This is a genomic window from Parasedimentitalea maritima, assembly GCF_005771405.1.
Taxonomy (GTDB): Bacteria; Pseudomonadota; Alphaproteobacteria; order Rhodobacterales; family Rhodobacteraceae; genus Parasedimentitalea; species Parasedimentitalea maritima.
This window is the reverse complement of sequence record NZ_VAUA01000001.1, coordinates 144,426-164,958: the sequence shown is the minus strand read 5'-3', so window position 1 is coordinate 164,958 and position 20,533 is coordinate 144,426. Positions and strand designations below refer to the sequence as shown.

Annotated in this window: 21 protein-coding genes; 14 read left to right on the top strand and 7 right to left on the bottom strand. The window is 54.4% G+C overall.

Annotated elements, in window-relative coordinates:
• Positions 1-15: 15 nt before the first annotated feature.
• Together FEE96_RS00770 and FEE96_RS00760 are read right to left on the bottom strand one after the other, a co-directional pair.
• Positions 16-1,644, bottom strand: a complete 1,629-nt coding sequence (locus FEE96_RS00770; RefSeq protein WP_138161088.1) for a DUF4139 domain-containing protein — start codon at positions 1,642-1,644, stop codon at positions 16-18.
• Positions 1,645-2,472: 828 nt separating this feature from the next.
• Positions 2,473-3,495 (bottom strand): aspartate-semialdehyde dehydrogenase, encoded by a 1,023-nt coding sequence (locus FEE96_RS00760; protein WP_138161086.1) that lies wholly within the window; start codon positions 3,493-3,495, stop codon positions 2,473-2,475.
• A 224-nt stretch (positions 3,496-3,719) separates the two neighbouring features.
• Here FEE96_RS00760 and FEE96_RS00755 point away from each other — a divergent pair, with 224 nt between their 5' ends.
• A complete protein-coding gene (locus tag FEE96_RS00755; RefSeq protein WP_138161085.1) occupies positions 3,720-4,874 on the top strand; it encodes a DUF3095 domain-containing protein in 1,155 nt (384 codons plus the stop codon).
• On the opposite strand, the gene FEE96_RS00750 is transcribed toward FEE96_RS00755, so the two are convergent.
• Complete coding sequence (locus FEE96_RS00750) at positions 4,864-5,514, bottom strand: carbonic anhydrase (protein ID WP_138161084.1); 651 nt, start codon at positions 5,512-5,514, stop codon at positions 4,864-4,866. The two genes, FEE96_RS00755 and FEE96_RS00750, sit on opposite strands and share 11 nt — an antisense overlap.
• Before the next feature lie 154 nt (positions 5,515-5,668).
• On the opposite strand from FEE96_RS00750, the gene FEE96_RS00745 reads away from it, so the two are divergent.
• The 3 genes from FEE96_RS00745 (at position 5,669) to FEE96_RS00735 (ending at position 8,262) form a co-directional block, all read left to right on the top strand.
• The gene (locus FEE96_RS00745; RefSeq protein WP_245226965.1) at positions 5,669-6,049 is read left to right on the top strand and encodes a hypothetical protein; all 381 of its coding nucleotides are present in this window, start codon (positions 5,669-5,671) and stop codon (positions 6,047-6,049) included.
• 93 nt (positions 6,050-6,142) lie between these two features.
• Entirely contained in the window at positions 6,143-7,525 is a 1,383-nt protein-coding gene (locus FEE96_RS00740) for a leucyl aminopeptidase family protein (protein ID WP_138161082.1), read from the top strand.
• The gene (locus FEE96_RS00735; protein WP_138161081.1) at positions 7,522-8,262 is read left to right on the top strand and encodes a C40 family peptidase; all 741 of its coding nucleotides are present in this window, start codon (positions 7,522-7,524) and stop codon (positions 8,260-8,262) included. Before FEE96_RS00740 ends, FEE96_RS00735 begins: the two co-directional genes overlap by 4 nt.
• 71 nt (positions 8,263-8,333) lie before the next feature.
• On the opposite strand, the gene FEE96_RS00730 is transcribed toward FEE96_RS00735, so the two are convergent.
• Together FEE96_RS00730 and FEE96_RS00725 are read right to left on the bottom strand one after the other, a co-directional pair.
• The gene (locus tag FEE96_RS00730; RefSeq protein ID WP_138161079.1) at positions 8,334-8,678 is read right to left on the bottom strand and encodes a DUF2794 domain-containing protein; all 345 of its coding nucleotides are present in this window, start codon (positions 8,676-8,678) and stop codon (positions 8,334-8,336) included.
• 133 nt (positions 8,679-8,811) lie between these two features.
• The gene (locus FEE96_RS00725) at positions 8,812-9,501 is read right to left on the bottom strand and encodes an ArsR/SmtB family transcription factor (protein WP_138161078.1); all 690 of its coding nucleotides are present in this window, start codon (positions 9,499-9,501) and stop codon (positions 8,812-8,814) included.
• Positions 9,502-9,751: 250 nt separating this feature from the next.
• On the opposite strand from FEE96_RS00725, the gene FEE96_RS00720 reads away from it, so the two are divergent.
• The gene (locus tag FEE96_RS00720; RefSeq protein WP_138161077.1) at positions 9,752-10,228 is read left to right on the top strand and encodes a c-type cytochrome; all 477 of its coding nucleotides are present in this window, start codon (positions 9,752-9,754) and stop codon (positions 10,226-10,228) included.
• Positions 10,229-10,303: 75 nt separating this feature from the next.
• On the opposite strand, the gene FEE96_RS00715 is transcribed toward FEE96_RS00720, so the two are convergent.
• Positions 10,304-10,921, bottom strand: a complete 618-nt coding sequence (locus FEE96_RS00715) for a TetR/AcrR family transcriptional regulator (protein ID WP_138161076.1) — start codon at positions 10,919-10,921, stop codon at positions 10,304-10,306.
• A gap of 140 nt (positions 10,922-11,061) precedes the next feature.
• Here FEE96_RS00715 and mbfA point away from each other — a divergent pair, with 140 nt between their 5' ends.
• The 6 genes from mbfA (at position 11,062) to FEE96_RS00685 (ending at position 16,392) form a co-directional block, all read left to right on the top strand.
• Positions 11,062-12,036, top strand: coding sequence for an iron exporter MbfA (gene mbfA, locus FEE96_RS00710; RefSeq protein ID WP_138161074.1), 975 nt, complete (start codon positions 11,062-11,064; stop codon positions 12,034-12,036).
• A 65-nt stretch (positions 12,037-12,101) separates the two neighbouring features.
• The gene (locus FEE96_RS00705) at positions 12,102-13,043 is read left to right on the top strand and encodes an AEC family transporter (protein ID WP_138161073.1); all 942 of its coding nucleotides are present in this window, start codon (positions 12,102-12,104) and stop codon (positions 13,041-13,043) included.
• A gap of 100 nt (positions 13,044-13,143) precedes the next feature.
• Positions 13,144-13,977 carry an S-formylglutathione hydrolase gene (gene fghA / locus FEE96_RS00700; protein WP_138161072.1) on the top strand — a complete coding sequence of 278 codons (834 nt, stop codon included), beginning with the start codon at positions 13,144-13,146 and terminating at the stop codon, positions 13,975-13,977.
• Between the two features lie 3 nt (positions 13,978-13,980).
• On the top strand, positions 13,981-15,450 hold the full coding sequence (gene sthA, locus FEE96_RS00695; RefSeq protein WP_138161071.1) for a Si-specific NAD(P)(+) transhydrogenase: 1,470 nt from the start codon (positions 13,981-13,983) through the stop codon (positions 15,448-15,450).
• A complete protein-coding gene (locus FEE96_RS00690) occupies positions 15,450-15,905 on the top strand; it encodes a YaiI/YqxD family protein (RefSeq protein WP_138161070.1) in 456 nt (151 codons plus the stop codon). The genes sthA and FEE96_RS00690 overlap by 1 nt, the downstream gene beginning before the upstream one ends.
• Before the next feature lie 88 nt (positions 15,906-15,993).
• A complete protein-coding gene (locus FEE96_RS00685; RefSeq protein ID WP_138161069.1) occupies positions 15,994-16,392 on the top strand; it encodes a RidA family protein in 399 nt (132 codons plus the stop codon).
• Between the two features lie 89 nt (positions 16,393-16,481).
• Here FEE96_RS00685 and FEE96_RS00680 read toward each other — a convergent pair whose 3' ends face one another.
• On the bottom strand, positions 16,482-17,720 hold the full coding sequence (locus FEE96_RS00680; RefSeq protein ID WP_138161068.1) for a lytic murein transglycosylase: 1,239 nt from the start codon (positions 17,718-17,720) through the stop codon (positions 16,482-16,484).
• Between the two features lie 194 nt (positions 17,721-17,914).
• On the opposite strand from FEE96_RS00680, the gene FEE96_RS00675 reads away from it, so the two are divergent.
• The 3 genes from FEE96_RS00675 to FEE96_RS00665 are packed head-to-tail and all read left to right on the top strand — an operon-like array spanning position 17,915 to position 20,426.
• Positions 17,915-18,877, top strand: a complete 963-nt coding sequence (locus FEE96_RS00675; protein ID WP_138161067.1) for a DMT family transporter — start codon at positions 17,915-17,917, stop codon at positions 18,875-18,877.
• A gap of 14 nt (positions 18,878-18,891) precedes the next feature.
• Positions 18,892-19,512 carry an HAD family hydrolase gene (locus FEE96_RS00670; RefSeq protein WP_138161066.1) on the top strand — a complete coding sequence of 207 codons (621 nt, stop codon included), beginning with the start codon at positions 18,892-18,894 and terminating at the stop codon, positions 19,510-19,512.
• Positions 19,509-20,426 carry an ornithine cyclodeaminase family protein gene (locus FEE96_RS00665; RefSeq protein WP_138161065.1) on the top strand — a complete coding sequence of 306 codons (918 nt, stop codon included), beginning with the start codon at positions 19,509-19,511 and terminating at the stop codon, positions 20,424-20,426. Before FEE96_RS00670 ends, FEE96_RS00665 begins: the two co-directional genes overlap by 4 nt.
• Positions 20,427-20,533: the final 107 nt, after the last annotated feature.

The following is a 20,533-nucleotide window of genomic DNA, read 5'->3' as shown; positions in this document are numbered from 1 at the left end:
CGACTTAGGTGTAAGTTACCGTAACTCCATGCCTTCGGGCCAACTGAGGCTGGTTTCTAGCTCAATCTTACGGCTTTCTCCGGAAGAGATTTCCAGATCCCAGGCCAGAATACCGCGGCGTTTGTCGAGATCTTCTACACTGGGGCGCGGCGTGGCCGTCCAAGTGATTTGCAGATCCTCCTGCTCGGAATAGGGCACCCGATCCCGGAGTTGCAGCGGCCAAGTTTCTCCGGTCAGGTTTTCGATTTCAATCTCGACCTGTTGGACCTGCTGGTTGCTGCGCGAGATAAGACCGCGACCGCCTTCGCTTTGGTCCAGCGTATCCCGGCGAATTTGCAATCCTTCGATGGGGCCAAAGCCGATTTCACCCTCTTCACCTGCGGAAATACCCTTGAAAGTCTCTGCTCCGACCAACTCTCCGTCTACATAACGCGCAGCAAAAGTCGACTGCAGCAGCTCTTCCCCGGATGTGTTGGTAAAACTCGCGATTCGAAAAGCTGTACTATTTCGCATGGGCACAGCGCGAGCCATAAGCTTGACTGGTTCAGTCAAGACATCCAACTCAAGGCGCAGTAAATCCGCCCCAGAGGCAATAGACATAGGTTTGGCAAAAGAATACGTCACGCCCGGACCGTCCGACCGGACACCCCACATTCCTGCAGCTCCCATTATTACTGGTGGTTCGACGACCGGCTCGCCATAACCGCCTGCCCTGGACTCATCAAATAACGGGTCAACTGGCTCGGGCTCCGCAATTTGTCGGTGAGACGTATATAGCGGTAGAGGCTCCACGCGCCCAATCGGTTTTAATGTTGACAGATGCAGGGTAACATTTTCCCAATTCTCGCCCGTTTCTTGCTGCAGAAATACACCACGTTCAATCGTCAGGGTCGGGCTGTCACCTGTTGCCAATTTGAAATCATAGACCGGCGACCAAGAGCTACCATCCTCGTCAAGGTAGTTTAGAATGATTTGCCCGTTCCCCGCTTCATCGGCCTCCACCTCGACCGCGATATAAAGGCGCTCTTCGCTCTCTAGGTCGATTGCTTCAAGCGCCTGTTCACCTGTCTCCAATTCATCCTCTAACTCTTGCAACTGGCGCTCGATTCGGCGTGCTTCGATCTCGGCGTCCAATGCAGTTTGCCCTGCGGTCTCGGCTTCTTGAGAAATCATCCGGGCAATGTCACGCAGGGTGTCGGGGGTGGCATCGGCCAAGCCTTCGTTCTCACCCAATTGTTGCAGGAACCCGATCGAGACCTCGGCGGCCGCACCTTTTAGGCCTGCCCGCCTGGCATCATCCTTGACCGCCTGAATGCGCTGTTCGATTTCGTCAATACGCGCCTCCGCCTCTTCGATTCTGGGATCATTGAATTCGCGCGGTGGCGCGTATTCATCGCGAAACACAGTGCCGATCTGGCGCGCTCCGGTCAGATCGAATCGCAACGTTTCTAACAAGACGGTATCCGGCACCCCCTGCAGCACCAACCGGTGTTTGCCCGCCGGGATCTGGAATTCAGCGGTCCGCGTAATGGCTGCGCTGTCTGGGTACATGGTAACCTCGGTCACCTTGCAGGAAACGGGGATGGTATCGGCCCAGGCTGCGGAAGCAGACAGTAGGGCGAGCAGTGAAAAGCAAAAACGCATAAATATGACCTCAAATGACATTGGGTCTAATCTGCTGAATAGATCGGTAAATGGCAAGAACCGGAGAGGCGTGCGCCTGAGGCAATTGAGGACTTACGTGGCGGTCCAATTGCTCGAGCGGTCATTGGCCACAAAAGAACTGGTTTGAAACAAAAACCTATAACCGCACAAGTTTAAGCCCAAGGAAGCAACCCGAAAGCTTCCTTGGGCTTGATAGCTTGAACTTAGCCTACCTGCTCATTGTTTTTATTAGCCTGCTTTTTTGATCGGCTCGTTCAAGAATTGGTCTGTCCCATTTCCTATTGCCTACCGCATTTTTGCGTGTTCGACTTAGGAAGTTAGTTAGCCTGCTGATGCTGCCCGCATTTCTGCAAACCTGGTCGTAAGTTGGGCCGAAGGAAACCCAAGGAAGCGGCAAGAACAGATATCTACGTTGCTGTAGGCGTCTCTTAGGCGGACGCTATCTTTGCCTTGCTTGAGGTAGAAGCCTTTGCTGATAAGGCGTCGACGCAGATCTAGCCAGCTGCGTGCTTTTGAAAACTCGTCATAAACGTAGGTCCGCAAAGAAACTGCCATTTCTGTGTCCCAGCGGTTGGTCTCCCGAGCGCTGGCCCATGCGGATTGCCTGAATGCTACGTCTTGCTTTTCCTGCTCTATGCTGTGTCTGGCGAACACTGTCCCGGCCTCCGTATTTGTGTTTCTATTTGCCCGTCTGCCTGTTGATATTGTGTATTTAGATTACGCATTTTATCCACAGGCTGTCTATTGGTGCAAAAGAAAAGGGGGCACCTCTTTCGAGATACCCCCTATCCTAAAGGTTAGTACGGCTTAGCCCTTTTTCAGAATTTCGCGCCCTAGCAATTCAGCAATCTGTACCGCATTCAACGCAGCGCCTTTGCGCAAATTGTCGGAAACACACCATAGATTCAAACCGTTATCGATTGTGCTGTCCTGACGAATCCGGCTGATAAAGGTCGCAAAATCGCCGACACATTCCACTGGTGTTACATAGCCACCGTCTTCACGTTTATCGATCACCATGATGCCGGGCGACTCACGCAGGATGTCGCGGGCTTCGTCTTCGTCCAGGAAATCTTCGAACTCGATATTGATCGATTCCGCATGGCCCACAAAGACCGGAACACGCACACAGGTCGCAGTGACCTTGATGCTTTTGTCGACGATTTTCTTCGTCTCGGCGACCATCTTCCACTCTTCTTTGGTGGAGCCATCATCCAGGAACACATCAATATGCGGAATCACGTTGAACGCGATTTGCTTGGTGAATGTCTTAGGTGGCTTATCGTCGGTTGGATTGTAGATCGCTTTGGTTTGATCCCACAACTCATCTATGCCTTTGGCTCCGGAACCGGATACCGACTGATAAGTTGAAACCACCACCCGCTTAACCTTGGCACGGTCATGCAATGGCTTCAGCGCTACAACCATCTGGGCAGTCGAACAGTTGGGGTTAGCGATGATGTTTTTCTTGGCATAGTCGTGCACGGCCTCGGGGTTCACCTCGGGCACGATCAACGGAATGTCCGGATCATAACGGTATAGTGACGAGTTATCGATCACCACACAGCCGACTTTTGCAGCCTTAGGAGCATAGATCTTGGTCGCATCCGAGCCAACAGCAAACAATGCAATATCCCAGCCCGTGAAATCAAACGTATCCAGATCCAGGGTTTTCAAAGTTCGCTCACCAAAGCTGACTTCAGTTCCCAATGATCGGCGGCTTGCCAATACGGCAAGTTCATCAACTGGAAACTGGCGTTCAGCCAGGATATTTAGCATTTCACGGCCCACGTTGCCCGTGGCGCCGACGACGGCGACGCGATAACCCATAGTGTCTCTCCAAAAATAATGCCGATCCTATGACCGGCTGCGGTCTCATATCTGGAAACGGCCCCGCCGGAAAGGTCAGAACCGTCGCAGGGTACCGCTATGGTGCAGATATGTGCATTTATGCCTAATAATTGCGCAGTTCCCGATCGGCTCCTGTCAGCAAGTTATGGACCAGCCAGTGTTTTCAGCTAGTCTGGTACGGTATCAGGTCGCATGGGTCAGCAATGGTAAAACTCAACTTCTATGACAGCTTACCACGCACAACTAACTTTTCGGACCTTGCCCGAGCTGAAAATTTCACCCCATTGCCCGATGATTGGTTTATTGGGTGCTGCGACATTGTCGACTCAACCGGACTGATTGCAGCGGGTCGCTACAAGACCGTCAACATGATCGGTGCCTCGGTGATTTCGGCGCTAACCAATGCGATGCAGGGACGTGCCTTCCCCTATGTATTTGGAGGCGACGGCGCGTCCTTTGCCATCCCCCCCTCCGAAAAGGAGTCCTGCCAAACGGTTCTAGCCAACCTGCGCAGCTGGGTTGCTATCGAATTTGACGTCGAGTTGCGCGCTGCCTTGTTGCCGTTGCAGTGGGTCCGTGCCGAGGATCTGGACGTAAGAGTAGCCCGCCACGCCGTCTCTGCTGGCGTGGATTACGCAATGTTTAGCGGCGGAGGTCTGGCCTGGGTCGACAAACAAATGAAGCTGGGCGGCTTTTCTGTGTCCCCGGCTGAACACGTCATTCCACCAGATCTGACAGGGTTGTCCTGCCGCTGGAGCAACATCAAAGCGAGAAACGGCACCATTGTTTCTTTGGTCTTACTACCGGCCAAGGGCGGCGAAAGCCGTGCCTACACAGATGTTATCAGCAAAATCTTGGTGCTTGCAGCAAAGTTGGAGCGCAACGGCCACCCAGTGCCACAGAACGGCCCGCCACTGGGCTACCCGCCACCGGGTTTGACACTTGAAGCCCAGGTTTCACGCGGCAGCGTGCCATTGGTACTGCGTAAACTTCGCTTACTGTTAAACACGGCAGTGGCTGGATTGATGTTTTGGAGTGGTCGGACCTTTGGCGGATTTGATCCCAATCACTACCGTAGAACCCTAAGCGCCAATGCCGACTTTCAAAAGTTCGACGATGGACTAAAGATGACACTGGACTGTGACACCGACACCCGCAATCAGCTGACCGAACTGCTGCAAAGCGCAAAAACAGCTGGCCACATCCGTTACGGGCTACATGAACAGGACGAGGCCATGGTCACCTGCATTGTTCCATCTGCTTTACGCGATGACCATGTTCACTTTGTCGATGGCGCGGCGGGTGGTTATACCAGCGCCGCCGCACGCATAAAAGCTGAGGAAGCGATCACACCTTAGTAAAAAGCTCCAGCTTTGGATCATAACATTCCAATCCACCTTCACCGATATCAGTCCACAACCCATGCAGGCTCAGCGAACCATCCCGTACCTTTTCGTCAACAAAAGGAAAGGTCATCAGGTTTTCCAGAGAGGCAACAACAGACTGTCGCTCCAGCTGACGCGCTTGCTGTTCTTCATCTTCGATATCTTGCACCAGTTGGTACTTTGGCTTCAGAATATCCATCCAGCGACCAACGAAGCTGGTTTTTTCTTCCAACTGCGGTGCATGACCTTTGCACATATCGATGCAGCCCTGAACGCCACCACATTGCGAGTGCCCTAAAACGATCAGATGCGAGACCTGTAACGCTGTAACAGCGTATTCGACTGTTGCACTGGTGCCATGGTGGTCGCCATCGGGCTGATAAGGTGGAACCAAATTAGCGATATTTCTATGTATAAAGAACTCGCCTTGGTCGGCGCCGAAGATCGAAGTTACATGAACCCGGCTGTCACAACAGGAGATAACCATCGCACGTGGGCGTTGTCCTTCGGTGGCCAAACGTCGATACCACCCCTTATTTTCCTGATAAGAAGTGGCTTTCCATCCGTGATAACGGGTCACCAGATAATTAGGCAGAGGCTTGGCAAATTCCATTTGTCGATCCCTGTGTTGACAGTTCGCTGGGCTGATACAATGCATTGATAGCAAATTCGAGAGATATGATCATCCCGAAGAAACCTTTTGAAAACCACTAACAGCCAATGTTGGTCCCGTGCCGTGGGGGCACTGAAATTTAGGGTGATATGTGGTGGCTAATATTCTTAACGTTATACACAACGAAACGGTCCGGCTTGATCCGGGAAAACTCAGCGAGCTCTATGCCCAACTGGGCGAGGTCGGCGCCGAAGATGTGATCTGTCGCGCGATTGAAGAGCTTGCGGTACGATTGTCACATTGCGAGCGGCTCTGGCGGCAAAACGATATGCCGAATTTGCGCAAGAGCGCACGGTCATTGATCGCTATTGCTGACCAGATTGGCATGAGTGCCATGGCTGGTATTGCACGCGATGTAACCTGCGTGATTGATGACGAAGATCACGCCGCAACAGCAGCGACGTTGTTTCGACTGCTGCGCGTAGGTGAACGCTCCTTAACTGCAGTTTGGGATCAGCAAGACCTATCGGTTTGATCGCTGACAAGCACACACCTTTAAGCAGGGCTTGCAGATAGCGCGGTGCCGGATACTCTGGGACAATATTGTCCCCACATCCGGAGTATCCTGATGCCGCCTGTCTTTGCCCTGCCTAACGATGCCGCTGTACCGCTGCATGTTCTAGATCAGGACAGCTGCGCCGATTGGCTAGAGCAACAACCGCAACACATTTCTCACTGGGCGCAGGCAAACGGGTTTACCGGTGCTTGCGGTCAGGCGCTGTTGATTCCAAATACTGACGGAAAACCAGCGCTGGCGCTGGCTGGATATGGAACAGGGGCCCAACGGGCTCGGCGCCGGTATGTGCTAGCCGCAGCCGCTGAAAAACTGCCGCAAGGCACATACGCCATTGCATCAGGATTGTCTCATGACGCGCTGAACATCGAGTGTTTTGGCTGGCTTCTTTGCGGGTATCGCTTTGATCGTTATCGCGAGCAAAGCGCATTCAAAGCAAATCTTATTGCCCCTGCGGGGGTTGATGCTGCAGCAATCGAATCATTGGTTGCTGCCGAAAGCCTGACCCGTGATTTGATCAACACACCTGCGTCGGACATGGGCCCGGATGAATTACAACGTGCCGCTGAAACTTTGGCAGAAGCGTTCGACGCCTCGATTACAACAATTCAGGATGATGCGCTTTTGGCGCAAAATCTTCCAATGATCCATGCAGTTGGCCGTGCCTCAGACCGCCGCCCGCGCTTGATCGATATGAACTGGGGGGCTTCCGGCCCCAAGTTAACACTGGTCGGCAAAGGTGTCTGTTTCGACACCGGAGGGCTGAATCTAAAACCCGGCGCCAGTATGGGGTTGATGAAAAAGGATATGGGGGGCGCAGCTGCAGTGCTGGGGTTGGCTAAGGCCATCATGGCCGCCAATCTCCCTCTGCAACTGCGGGTACTGATCCCTGCGGTCGAAAACTCGGTATCTGGGTCGGCGTTTCGTCCTGGCGACATCCTAACATCACGCAAAGGGCTGACCGTCGAGATCAACAATACTGACGCCGAAGGTCGGCTTGTGCTGGCTGATGCTTTGGCATTGGCAGATGAAGACAAGCCGGATTTGCTAATTTCGATTGCCACATTAACCGGTGCGGCGCGGGTGGCGGTCGGGCCGGATCTGGCGCCGTTCTTTACCGACGACGAACAGGTCGCAACTGCACTTGCGACAAACGCGGGGCCCAGCGCTGACCCTGTTTGGCGGCTGCCGTTTCACACGCCCTACGAGACCAAGATCGAACCTGGCATTGCAGATCTCGACAATGCGCCTGCAGGAGGGTTTGCCGGATCGATCACCGCAGCGCTGTTCCTCCGCCGCTTTGCCGGGGACAGCCGCTATGTGCATTTCGACATTTACGGCTGGAACCCGACGCCCGCCGCGGCCCGCCCCAAGGGTGGTGCGGGCCAAGGAACCCGTGCCCTCTTTGCCGCCCTGCCTGAACTGTTGAACCTATGAAAACTAAACAAATCATCCAGCCCGTCACTGATTTGTTGCGCTCACCTTATGGCGCGCGTGATCGCCAAATGATCTATGGCGACCTAATCACCGTTGAGGCCGAGGAAAACGGGTGGGCACAGATACTGTCAATCAAAGATGGGTATCAGGGGTATTTGCCCAGTATCGCGCTGGGCGCTCAAACCAAGGCGACCCATAGAATCTCCGCCGCCTCGTCCCACATCTATGTGCAACCGGATTTTAAATCCCGTGATCTTTGCAGCCTCAGTTTTGGCAGTCGCGTTCAGGTGCTGACGCATGGTGATCGTTTCTGCGAAACCCCAAATGGCTTTATCCCTACACCACATTTGAAACCTGCTGACACTACAGACGCAGATCCTGTTGCACTTGCAGGGCTGTTTTTGGGCACGCCTTATCTATGGGGTGGCAACAGCCGTTTTGGCATTGATTGCTCTGGTTTGGTTCAAGCTGCCTTGCTGGCTTGCGGTATCCCCTGCCCTGGCGACACCGGTCCGCAAGAATCATCTGTGGGCCATACTCTTCCCCCTGGCAGCACCTATCAGCGTGGAGATCTACTGTTCTGGAAAGGCCATGTTGCATTTGTCTACGACCCTGAAACCATAATTCATGCCAATGCACATGATATGGCGGTTGCTCTGGAACCGCTGCAGGCTGCTATTGATCGGATTCAAGCCCAAGGCGATGGCCCGGTGACAGCGCACAAACGGCTGACCTAACGCTTCACAACTGCAATGAACCAAACATGGGTGAATGCAGGGCTGTCGTCATGGTCTTTACATATGCGCAGCTATTTCACTGCACGGATCAGTTTTCGTTCCAGCACGCGAAGAACGGCTTTTAGTTCATGGCCCCGCTTCAGGATTTGCTGATCCATGCTGACCACAGAATACATCCCTTGGCGTTGCCTTAACTTGGGACGCTTTTCTATCCGGTACAGCGGGGTTTCTGCCGTGCGTTTGAACACCGAAAACACCGCCAGTTCACGCTGGCAGGAAATACCATAATCGCGCCACTCTCCTGCGGCGACCATACGGCCATACAGGGCCAGAATTAGCGAAAGCTCAGATCTATTGAAAGCAACCTGAAGAGGAGCAGATGGGCTTGGAAACGATTGGGAGTTTTGAAAGCTCATAACGCAAGACTCGCCCTAATCCTGCAACAAATCAAGTCTCTTTGCACAATCGGGCCGATAGAACCTACCGTGTCATACGATAAATTCCTGCGCAACACGGGTCGAGCCTCGGTCATAAACGTCCGGCATCACGTTATGCAGAGGCTGCCACCTCGGGCCTTACATCCAAAATTTGGTCATACGCTACACGTCCCGGCGCCGTCACAACCAATCCTCGCTTATGCTTGTGGCGCTGTAGCCATCCAACATCTAACCCATGGGTTAAAATCTGCCGCCCCAAAGGCCCTGCCACATGGGGTTGACGTTCAGTCCAATCCAAACATGGCCGAACAAAGGGCTGACGACCCAATCTGTCGGGAAGCAACACCCCAATTCGTTGCCATAGATCCGACGGTATAGCGCGATACCCGCCGTTCTCATCAATCAACATCCCTCGGGACAAAAAAGCTTTGGCCATGGCCACCGCAAGTGGTCCCGCAAGGTGGTCATAGCAACTGCGAACCGTCGCCAACCCGCCAGCCTTGCGCTGCTGGGCACGGTATAGGCTGTCAGCAGGGGCAATCGCTGCAAGCTGTTCCAACGCTTGCGCAACTTCTGGACCTGCGAGACGGTGATAGACACAGCGGCCGCTTTTTTCCGCCAGCACCAGACCGGCTTCTTTCAAAATACGTAAATGCGCCGTGGCCGTTTGCGGTGTGACACCAGCTGCGCTCGCCAGCTCTTTATTGGTAAAGGCACGGCCATCCAGCAGTTCGCATAACATACGGGTGCGACTTGCATCGCTGATGGCCTGGCCTAGAATATCAAAACGGGGTGTTGTCATACTTCAAGCATACTGCGCACGCTATCAAAGCCCTACGAAAATCACTTCGTCATAGAGCGAAGTGTCGATCCAAGCGTCCGAAAATAACCAGCGAATAGACAGTTCCAGAAGAGGAACAGGCCATTTAACGCGGAAATAACCTACCTATTGGATAGTTCCGCTATCACGACCGCAGCTACGACGCTGTGCGACCCATGTATGTTAAGTCAAAATTTCGGCCATTGTGGCTGCTCAAACGGGGATCCAATATATGGCCTACTCGCTTTATCGCCTTCCAGTACTTGTCTTACTTGTCATGACTCTTGCCCTATCGACACCTCACTTGATGGCGCAGGAACAAATTACAAACAAAGGCGTAAAAAAGAGGGTAGCCCTGATGTTGACGGCCCAAGCTTCCGTTGCCACGCTCACCGATATGATGGCCGGACGGGTGGTGTTTCACCCTGCCAGAGCCCGGGCGGCACGGCGCACTTTGATGCAAACCAGCCGCAACATTATCAAACGGTTCAAAAAACCACATAGCGACCCATTGTCGAACGCCCGGCCTGAAATCTGGACCTATTGGAGCGATTTCAAAGCCAAGGCAGAGGTCGCGGACGACGCCGCCAGACAGCTGAACGTAAATTCTTTAGCCGGGCTTCGCCGCACCCTGCCTAATGTGCTGCAAAGTTGTCTGAGCTGCCATGATAGCTACCGGGTCGAACCCAACGAATTTACAACGCACTAGGATCCAGTGGTTTGCCCAGCATGCCTTCTAAAACCTAAAGGTGCCTCGAATTCAAAACTGAACGCAGCCTTGGGTTCATGCCCCATACCGTGCCAGAAAAGTTTCTACAGCACCCTTGATTACCCGTTCACGTTCAGCCTCGGTGAATTCGATGTCTATATTGAACACAAGCCGTGGAAACAGATCTGCTTTGCACAGTTCGGCCAGTTGGTCCGCGGCCAAGTCAAAGTCTTCAATCCTTAGTTCGCCCCGTGCGGTTGCCTGCTCTAGATATTCTTTGACCCGCGCGCGCACAACCATCGGGCCGCTTTCGTAGAACTGCCGTCCCAAATCTGGAAAACGGTCGGCCTCGGCCACACAAATCCGGAACATTTTCTGGCCAAAGTCAGAAAGAATCACCGACAAGATCTGCCGCGCCGCCACTGTTAAAGCTTCTGGAGGCGTACAGCATGTTTCGACCATATCAACGGCATCACAGGCTTGGCGGGCGCATTCATTCCGGGCCACTTCCATGAACAACAAGCGCTTGTCGGGAAAATAGCTATACAATGTGGCCTTGGACACGCCAGCTGCGCGGGCAATGTCATCGACACTCGCCCCCTCAAACCCATCTGCCATAAACACGTCGCGTGCGCCTTCCAGCACCTGATCAAATTTGCGGCCGGTCCGCAGAATGGTGGCTGGCTGGTTCATCGAGATCCCTTCAAAAAACTGGCAATTGCTGTGTGAGTCAACTTAGCGTGCCAACCCTATCTTCAACAACCATTCTCGCGAAGACTTGTACACTGCTCGAATTTAGTTATCTTAGAATCATTCTAATATCGAGGTCAAATATGCGCTTCTTTTCGCACCGCAAGCATTTTTCAGACCTGAGTGAACAGGAAGTCATTGCACTAGCCATTTCATCTGAAGAAGACGACGCGCGTATCTATCGTGGCTTTGCCGAGCGATTGCGCGGAGAGTTTCCTGCAACCGCCAAAGTGCTGGATGGCATGGCTCATGAAGAGGATGAACACCGGTCCAGGCTGATTGCGTTACACCAGAGCAGATTTGGCCCCACCATTCCCCTGATTCGCCGCGAGCATGTTGCTGGATCTTATGCCCGCCGTCCGGTTTGGCTGCAAAACACATTGAGCCTTGAGCGAATTCGTGGCGAGGCCAAGATGATGGAGCGCAACGCCGAGCGCTTTTATCTGGCCGCCGCCGCCCAAAGCCCGGACGCAGCCACACGTAAATTGCTGGGGGACCTCGCCGCTGAAGAAGCAGGTCATCAGGTTTCGGCCGAAGGGTTGGAGCAGGCCCACCTGACTAAGGATACCCTGGCGCAGGAGGACGATAGCGCCCAGCGCCAATTTATCCTGACCTGGGTGCAACCTGGGCTGGCGGGATTGATGGATGGATCAGTATCAACGCTGGCCCCAATCTTTGCCACCGCCTTTGCCACGCAAGACACCTGGACGACGTTTCTGGTTGGCATTGCCGCTTCCGTTGGTGCCGGAATATCGATGGGCTTTACCGAAGCCGCGTCGGATGATGGCGCGCTCTCTGGACGTGGATCACCAATCAAACGCGGTATTGCGTCTGGGGTAATGACTACAGTTGGCGGTTTGGGTCATGCATTGCCCTATCTGATTCCCGACTTCTGGACTGCCACCGCCCTAGCCATGGTTGTGGTGTTTATCGAGCTATGGGCCATCGCATGGATACAGAACAGATACATGGAGACGCCCTTTTGGCGCGCCGCAATGCAAGTCGTTCTGGGGGGCGCGTTGGTGTTGGGTGCCGGCATTCTGATTGGCAGCGGCTAGGAACAAAAAGAAAAGCTGTTCAATAGGTCTTTGCGTTTAGGCCCGATCAGAGTAGCAAGTCATCCATGGTTGATATCTTCCTCAGAACGCTACCCTTTTTCGCCATTATTGGCCTTGGTTATTGGGCCGGACGAACGCGGTTCTTTAGCGCCGAGGCCACAGCTTATCTGACCAAGTTTGTTTTCTTCTTTGCCCTTTCGGCAATGATTTTTCGGTTTTCTGCCAATCTGTCATTTGCCGAAATTTTCGACCTGCGGCTGATCCTTGGGTATCTGGCGGGCACAATGGCTGTTTATCTGCTGGTGACACTGATCGCCGCCAGCCGTGGCTTAGACATGCAAACCGCAGCTGTTGAGGCGCAATGTGCGGCCATCGGCAATGTTGGCTTTCTTGGGCTACCAATGATGGTGATTCTATTTGGCGAAGCGTCCATTGGCCCAATGATGCTGGTGCTCAGCGTTGATCTGGTCGTGTTTTCTTCGCTGATCGTCATTCTAATCAACGTCGGACGCGGTGCAGGAGTGGGGCTGGCAACCCTGCGATTGGTGGCAAACGGATTGATCAAGAACCCAATGATCGTGTCTATCTGTGCTGGGCTGATCTGGTCCGCGCTGGCACTGCCAATCCCGGCCCCCGCAAACGAGTTTCTAACAATTTTGGGTGGCGCTGCCACACCGGGGGCCCTGTTTGCCATTGGTGCCTCTCTGGCCACCAAAGCCGCAGAGCGGGTTCATGTCGCTCTCTGGCTCAGTTTTGCCAAACTGGTGCTCCACCCGTTGCTGGTTGCGATCGCAGTCTTGCTGCTTTTGCCATTGGACGGCTATTCCGCCATCGTAGTGATTTCCGCCGCTGCGCTGCCCGTAGCGGGCAATGTCTATATGCTTGCGCAACACTATGGCGTGGCGCCTCAGCGGGTCTCGGCAACGATCCTGTTTTCAACACTGGCCTCAATATTAACGGTGCCACTGGTGATCACCTGGGTTGGTGCGCTGGTGACCATCCCCTAGCAAGGGTGGATATGCCACAAAAACAGTTCTGCTACATTGCATCCTCTGGACGATTGGCCCGCCGCCGGGTAGCGATGCATAACCATTTTGGAGACTATCGATGGAAACTTTGTCGGAAAACCGAGCTTTTGGCGGCACGCAAGGTGTTTATAAGCACGCCAGCACAACAACCCAATGCGATATGACCTTTGGCCTGTTCCTGCCCGAAGAAGCCCGCGATGGACCTGTGCCTGTGTTATGGTACCTGTCCGGCCTGACTTGCACCCACGATAATGCCATGACCAAGGCCGGTGCGCAGACTTGGGCCGCCGAACAAGGCATCGCTTTGGTGTTTCCTGACACAAGCCCACGGGGCGAGGGCGTTGCAGATGATGATGTCTATGATCTGGGTCAGGGCGCGGGGTTCTACGTCAATGCAACACAGGCACCATGGGCACCTCATTTCAAAATGTGGGACTATCTGGCCGAGGAACTGCCTGCACTGCTGGGCGAAAAGTTTGCTATAGATTTAGATCGCCAGGCGATCACCGGGCATTCGATGGGCGGCCATGGCGCGCTGACACTTGCTATGGGGCTACCGGGACGCTTTCGCTCGGTCTCGGCCTTTGCGCCGATTTGCAACCCAAGTGCCAGCGATTGGGGTCGCAAACAACTGACCGCCTATCTTGGCGAAGATGAAGCCGCTTGGGCGCCCCACGACGCGACGCTTATGATGCGCGAAACGGGGTTTGATGGCCCAGTCCTGATCGACACAGGAACCAGCGATCAATTCATCGACCTGCTGCAACCCGAAGCACTGGCCCAAGCTATTGCCAAAAAACGCCAAGAAGCGACCCTGCGTTTGCAGCCAGGCTATGACCACAGCTACTTCTTTGTTTCCTCCTTTATAGAAGAGCATATCGCCTTTCACGCTGACGCGCTTTACCGGGACTAAGCCATGACTGAATACGACTATGACCTCGTCATTATTGGCTCCGGCCCCTCCGGCCGGACTGCCGCCATCCAAGCTGGTAAGCTGAAACGCAAGGTGCTGGTAATCGATCGTCAGGATCGTCTTGGCGGTGTTTCCGTTCACACCGGCACAGTGCCTTCCAAAACCCTACGCGAAACGGTGCTGAACCTTAGCGGTTGGCGAGAGCGTAGTTTTTATGGCCGTTCTTACCGAGTGAAAGATCAGATTGGTGCCGAGGACCTCAAGGCCCGTCTGCACATGACGTTGGATCACGAGGTGGATGTGCTGGAGCACCAGTTCAACCGCAACCATGTGGACTGGCTGCCGGGGCTGGCAAAATTCGTTGGACCAAATGAGGTAGAGGTAGCAACCGAAGCGGGCGACACCAGCCGGGTAACGGGCAAGAATTTCCTGATCGCCACGGGCACCCGCACCTATCGCCCTGACACCGTGCCGTTCAACGGCAAAACCATTGTCGATGGCGACGAATTCATTGAAATGGCGGAAATTCCACGTTCCCTGATTGTGGTTGGTGCGGGCGTGATTGGTGTCGAATATGCCACTATGTTCTCGACCCTGGATGTACGTGTCACCCTGATCGAACCACGTGATACCTTCCTCGATTTCATCGACACCACACTGATTCAAGAATTCACCCACCAGATCCGTGAAAACGGCGTTGATCTGCGCCTTGGTGCGGCCATTGAAACGGTCGAAGATGCAGGCAGCCATGTCGAGGTCACACTGGACAACGGTCGGCACGTACGCAGCGAAATGCTGTTGTTTGCAGCGGGCCGCATGGGCAATACCGGAGGCCTGAACCTCAAGGCAGTGGGACTGGAAACAGACCACCGCGGACGGTTGAGCGTCGAGCGCAAAACCTATCAAACTGCTGTGCCACATATCTATGCCACCGGTGACGTGATCGGCCACCCGTCGCTGGCCTCGACATCATTGCAGCAGGGCCGCGTTGCCGCCTGCCATGCGCTGGAAACCCCTACCCTGCCAGAAAGCCCCTGGTACCCCTACGGTATTTATTCGGTGCCAGAAATGTCCACCTGCGGCATGTCCGAGGAAGAGCTGCAAGAGCGCGGCATTCCCTATGAGGTTGGTGTGGCCCGGTTCCGCGAAACCTCGCGCGGGCATATCATGGGGCTGGAACACGGCATGCTGAAGATGCTGATCAGCCTGAAAACCCGCCGGGTTCTGGGCGTTCAGATTGTCGGTGAAGGCGCCACCGAGCTGATCCACATTGGTCAGGCGGTGATGAACCTGCAAGGCACAGTGGACTACTTTGTCCAGAACACCTTCAATTACCCAACTCTGGCCGAAGCCTACAAGATCGCTGGTCTGGATGCCTTCAACCGGATGCCAATCCCGGAGGAGTTCAAAGTACCGAAAGAACCGAAAACTGGTAAAAAGCCTGCGGCTAAATCAACCAAGGCCAGTAAGTAATGGTACTCTACATCGATGCGGATGCCTGCCCGGTCAAGGAGGAGGCTGAACGGGTCACCACCCGCCATAAGCTGAAGATGTTTGTGGTATCTAACGGTGGATTGCGCCCCTCGCGCAATCCATATGTGGAAAATATCATTGTGGATGCCGGTGCCGATGTGGCGGACATGTGGATTGCAGATCGTTGCGGTAAGGGCGATGTGGTGGTCACCGGGGACATCCCCTTGGCTGCGAAATGCATCGCGACTGGTGCACGTGTGCTGCGCCACAACGGCGAGGCGTTTTCAGAGGCCAATATCGGCCAGCAACTGGCAATGCGCGATCTGATGGCCGACCTGCGTGCTGCCAACCCACTGGGGGCTGGCGGTAGTGGCAAGGGGTTCACCAAGACCGACCGGTCGCGGTTCCTAGAGGCGCTGGAGCGGGAAATCCGGGCGGCGGCACGGCAGATCTAGATCAAACTGGCAGCACTAAAGCCCGCACCTTGTGACTTTGTCGGCCAAGCGGCAGTATTCCTGTAGTTTATTTTGACAGGATATTTCCATGGTTATACGTGCAGTTATTCCCTCTAAGCTTCGTACAGCAACTGAACAGCTCAAATTCTCGCCCGCAATTGTTTCCGGCAATCACGTTTTTCTCACCGGCTCCACCGGGGGGGATATGAATGGGAAGATGCCATCGGACGCCGAAGCACAGTTCAGGAATGCCTTTGACAAAATTGAACTCATTTTGCGAGAGGAAGGTTTGACCTTTCAATCGGTCGTCGAAATGACAACGTATCACATCGGCCTACGATCGCACTTTGATCTATTCGACAAGATTCGACAGGAATGTTTTGACGCCCCCTACCCAGCCTGGACCGCCGTAGAAGTCGCCGGCTTACGTCGCGAAGGTGCAGTTATTGAAATACGCATAATTGCGAGCACTGAAGCCAACCCCTAACCCTTTTCTGTGGACGGCAATATCGACTCGGACGGGGCATGAATGGGTTCCAGCAATTCTCTCGCCCTAGCTCTCTTCAATAGCGCAACCTACGGTGTCAACGCGGATTTCATGCTGGCCTCAGGGAAACAGGTGGCGGCGCGGCCTGTTCCCTCTTGCCAGCGGCCAATGGACCGACGGGTTTTAAAGCCCGGTAAGCCGTCAGCCCCACCAACATCGTGTCCCTGCCCTTCAAGTGCGCGCTGCATGACGGCTACATCCGAGCGGTACAACCCACCGACAGCCCCCCAGCGAGCCGAGAAATCACCGACACCGTATTGGATGCGATCTCCAACGTGGCCCACAAACAAAGCATACAGATCGCTTTTGTTGTACTCTTTCAGAACATAGAAATTTGGCGTGACGATAAAGGCTGGACCGCTGCGTCCTGCTGGCATCAAAAGGTACCCCTCACCCTTCAACTCATGCTTGGGAAACGGTCGCCCTGACACACGTGTGATCCCCATCTTCTCCCATTTGGCAATGGACTGCCCCTGATCCGGGCCTTCCAGCGTACAGGACACCGAGGACGGTACAGTGACCTCAAACCCCCAATCGCGGCCACTGACCCAGCCGTGGCGGTCAAGGTAGGTTCCGATTGACGCAATTGTATCGTCCTCGGATCCCCAGATATCAGCACGGCCATCGCCATCGCCATCCGCGGCATATTCCAAGAAATTTGTCGGCATAAATTGCGGTTGTCCCAGTGCCCCAGCCCAGCTGCTTTTCATGGCGCTCTCGGGCGCATGACCCGCCTGCGCAATCATCAGCGCCGCCACCAGTTCCTTGGTGAAATAGTCCGCTCGCGTGCTCATAAAGCCTTTGGTGCCCAGAACTTGAAAAACATCATGCGGAATTGAGACCCGCCCATAGCCGCTTTCACGTCCCCAAATCGCCAAAATGATCCGACCCGGCACACCTGTGTCCTGTTCAACCTTAGCCAACGCGGATGCGTGACGCTGCATCATCTGCCGTCCAACCGAAGTCGCGCCGTCGATTGAGCCTCGGTTGAAGTATTTACCCGGTGAGCCAAACTCCGCCTGGCGCTGACGTTTTGGTGTCTGCGGTTGGGTCCCCGGGGGCACCAGATCCGGCAATTTCCAGTTTAATGTTACGCCTTTGAACGCCTTATCGAACGTCCTGCGGGAAACACCTTTGGCCTTAGCCTGAGGCCAAATTGTTTGCTTCAGCCAGCCTTGGAATTGCCGTTCAACACTGGCGCGATCCTGCGCAAAAGCCGACCCAGAGAGAACAACCAGCGTGGCAAAAATGAAGATTGCGCGAAACATATTAAATGGGCTCCTGATCGAACTGTCACCGGTATGTCCACTGTACGCTTATGTGTAACTGCAACACCAGTTCCGTTACTCAGGTATGAGCAGAACATAAATCAACGGTTGAAAAACACACATTCGATTCACCCCCCATTGCCCTGCCCCAAAGTTTGCGCCACTGATCAACCAATCACTACGCGAGGCCGATGATGAGCGCACAGGCAAAGGTCAATATCTGGGGCATTTTGGCTGCCCTTGGGGCGGGTGTCGCCTTTTCGATTATCGATACCATTTTCAAATTTCTGTCCGGCGACTACCCGCTTTACGAAGTGGTATTGTTTCGATCGATCGTTGCGCTGGCAGTTTTACTGGCGGTGATCGTTCCATTGGAAGGTGGCTTTCACCTACTCCGCACCCATCAACCACGTCTGCATGTGTTGCGTTGCCTGGCGGTGCTATTTGCCAACCTGTGCTTTTTCACCGGTCTGGCGCTAATGCCGCTGGCGGAAGCCGTGGCCATTGCCTTTGCCACACCGTTGATTGTCACCACCCTGTCCGTCATCTTCCTGAAGGAACACGTTGGGCCGTGGCGCTGGGGGGCCGTAGCCGTTGGGTTCTTAGGTGTACTGGTGATTATCCGGCCCGGCAGTGACGCATTTCAGCCCATCGCAATGCTGCCGTTTCTAGGGGCCTGTGGCTATGCCACCCTGCATGTTCTGACCCGCCGCGCTGGGGGTTCTGAATCTGGTTCGACCCTGGCGTTCTATCCGATGTTGGGTTTTCTGGTTGTCAGCGCGCTTGTAGGGCTCACACTGGGCGATGGCCGGTTTTCTGACGGCAACAGCCCAGCGATTGATTTCATCCTGCGGGCTTGGGTCTGGCCCGCGCCACAAGATTGGCCACTGTTCATTGGTGTCGGCATTGCAGGATCCTTTGGTGGTTACCTTGTGGGTCAGGCTTATCGGTTATGCGAGGCTGGATTGGTCGCCCCGTTTGAATATATCGCCATGCCAATGGCCGTTTTATGGGGCGTATTGGTCTTCAATGAATGGCCCGACACGCCCGTTTGGATCGGCAGTGGTTTAATCATTGGATCAGGCCTTGTTTCGGTTTGGCGCGAGACCCGCAACCATAGCCCTACAAGTCGCCCCAGACCCCGTTCCAACGGATAAAGAGGACATCAATTATGCCCATCCAAGCTATTGTATTTGATATCGGAAATGTCTTGCTAGAATGGCACCCTGAGCGATTTTATGACGCTCAGATCGGCGCTGAACGCCGTCGCGCCCTGTTTGCCGAAGTCGACCTACATGGCATGAACCTGAACGTGGACCGCGGCCACGACTTTTATACCTCTGTCTACAGTCTGGCCGAGCAACACCCAAAATGGCAGGATGAAATCCGGCTGTGGCACGACAGTTGGCTCGCCATGGCAACACCTGAAATCCCACATTCCACCCGGTTACTGCGAGCCCTGAAGTCCAACGGTCACCCGGTGTTTGCACTCAGCAACTTTGGTGTTGGGACTTTTGAACTGGCGTGCAAGGCCTATCCGGTCCTGACTGAATTCGACCGCAGCTATGTCTCGGGCTATATGCAGGTGATCAAACCCGACACAGAAATTTATGCCCAACTGGAATCTGATTGCGGCATCCCCGCTGCTCATTTGCTGTTTGCCGATGACAGGCCAGAAAATGTCGAAACCGCATCTGATCGCGGCTGGCAGACACATCTTTTCACCTCACCAGAGGGTTGGGCCGAACGGCTTGTCTCTGAGGGGTTACTAACCAAGGAACAGGCCGCATGAATATCCCCATCATTTCTTTCGACGAAGGCAATGCCCTGCTGGATTGGGTTGAGTTCACCGAGGCACTGGCCAAAGGACACAGCCTGCCCAAGGCAGAAATTGGGGACACATTTTTATACCGCAAGCCTGACACGCTCTTGACCCGTTCGGCCTGGATTGATGGTATGGGACTGGCCGTTAAAACCGCCAATATCTTCCCCGGCAACCCCAAGGCTGGTAAACCGATGATCAACGGGTCGGTCAGTTTGTATTCTGACAGTGACGGTTCACTGGAGGCTTTGGTCGATTTCCATCTGGTCACCAAATGGAAGACCGCCGGTGACAGCCTGCTGGGCGCGCTGCGATTGGCGAACCCCAATGCCGTAGAAATTTTGATCGTCGGGGCAGGAACCGTTGGCGGATCTCTGATTGACGCTTTTGCCGCTGGCTTTCCTCAAGCCCAAATTCGTGTCTGGAACCGGACCTCCCCCAAAGCAAGTGACCTGGCTGCCAGTCGGCCTGGCACCCTGACGGCCCCTGATTTGGAATCCGCAGTACGGGCTGCTGATATCATTGTCACTGCTACCATGTCGTCATCTCCGGTGATCAATGGCGACTGGCTCAGGCCTGGCCAGCACCTGAACATGATCGGCGCCTACCGCCCTGACATGCGCGAAGCAGACGACGTCGCCCTGACCCGTGCGCAGATCTATACCGACAGTTTTGACACCACTCTGGACCATATAGGTGAATTCATGATCCCGCTGGCCGCGGGCGTGATCAAACGAGAGGATGTGCTGGCCGATTTTTACCAGCTGGATCGCTTCTCAGCCTACGATCCGTCCCAGATTACCCTGTTCAAGAATGGCGGTGGTGCACATCTTGACCTGATGACAAGCCATCATGTTTTACAAAAATGGAAGGTCAAAGCGTAATCTGGGAACAGCGACCAATTACGCGACACCTGATCCGTTTCTTCATCTAGCCACAAATATCCCGGGGTCCGGGGCTGGCCCCGGCCTGACGCGAAAAATTGAAACAA

Bases quoted from the DNA above. Each gene is read 5' to 3' on its own strand.
- FEE96_RS00770 (WP_138161088.1), bottom strand. From the start codon at position 1,644: ATGCGTTTTTGCTTTTCACTGCTCGCCCTACTGTCTGCTTCCGCAGCC.
- FEE96_RS00760 (WP_138161086.1), bottom strand. From the start codon at position 3,495: ATGGGTTATCGCGTCGCCGTCGTCGGCGCCACGGGCAACGTGGGCCGT.
- FEE96_RS00755 (WP_138161085.1), top strand. From the start codon at position 3,720: ATGGTAAAACTCAACTTCTATGACAGCTTACCACGCACAACTAACTTT.
- FEE96_RS00750 (WP_138161084.1), bottom strand. From the start codon at position 5,514: ATGGAATTTGCCAAGCCTCTGCCTAATTATCTGGTGACCCGTTATCAC.
- FEE96_RS00740 (WP_138161082.1), top strand. From the start codon at position 6,143: ATGCCGCCTGTCTTTGCCCTGCCTAACGATGCCGCTGTACCGCTGCAT.
- FEE96_RS00735 (WP_138161081.1), top strand. From the start codon at position 7,522: ATGAAAACTAAACAAATCATCCAGCCCGTCACTGATTTGTTGCGCTCA.
- FEE96_RS00730 (WP_138161079.1), bottom strand. From the start codon at position 8,678: ATGAGCTTTCAAAACTCCCAATCGTTTCCAAGCCCATCTGCTCCTCTT.
- FEE96_RS00725 (WP_138161078.1), bottom strand. From the start codon at position 9,501: ATGACAACACCCCGTTTTGATATTCTAGGCCAGGCCATCAGCGATGCA.
- FEE96_RS00720 (WP_138161077.1), top strand. From the start codon at position 9,752: ATGGCCTACTCGCTTTATCGCCTTCCAGTACTTGTCTTACTTGTCATG.
- FEE96_RS00715 (WP_138161076.1), bottom strand. From the start codon at position 10,921: ATGAACCAGCCAGCCACCATTCTGCGGACCGGCCGCAAATTTGATCAG.
- mbfA (WP_138161074.1), top strand. From the start codon at position 11,062: ATGCGCTTCTTTTCGCACCGCAAGCATTTTTCAGACCTGAGTGAACAG.
- FEE96_RS00705 (WP_138161073.1), top strand. From the start codon at position 12,102: ATGGTTGATATCTTCCTCAGAACGCTACCCTTTTTCGCCATTATTGGC.
- fghA (WP_138161072.1), top strand. From the start codon at position 13,144: ATGGAAACTTTGTCGGAAAACCGAGCTTTTGGCGGCACGCAAGGTGTT.
- sthA (WP_138161071.1), top strand. From the start codon at position 13,981: ATGACTGAATACGACTATGACCTCGTCATTATTGGCTCCGGCCCCTCC.
- FEE96_RS00690 (WP_138161070.1), top strand. From the start codon at position 15,450: ATGGTACTCTACATCGATGCGGATGCCTGCCCGGTCAAGGAGGAGGCT.
- FEE96_RS00685 (WP_138161069.1), top strand. From the start codon at position 15,994: ATGGTTATACGTGCAGTTATTCCCTCTAAGCTTCGTACAGCAACTGAA.
- FEE96_RS00680 (WP_138161068.1), bottom strand. From the start codon at position 17,720: ATGTTTCGCGCAATCTTCATTTTTGCCACGCTGGTTGTTCTCTCTGGG.
- FEE96_RS00675 (WP_138161067.1), top strand. From the start codon at position 17,915: ATGAGCGCACAGGCAAAGGTCAATATCTGGGGCATTTTGGCTGCCCTT.
- FEE96_RS00670 (WP_138161066.1), top strand. From the start codon at position 18,892: ATGCCCATCCAAGCTATTGTATTTGATATCGGAAATGTCTTGCTAGAA.
- FEE96_RS00665 (WP_138161065.1), top strand. From the start codon at position 19,509: ATGAATATCCCCATCATTTCTTTCGACGAAGGCAATGCCCTGCTGGAT.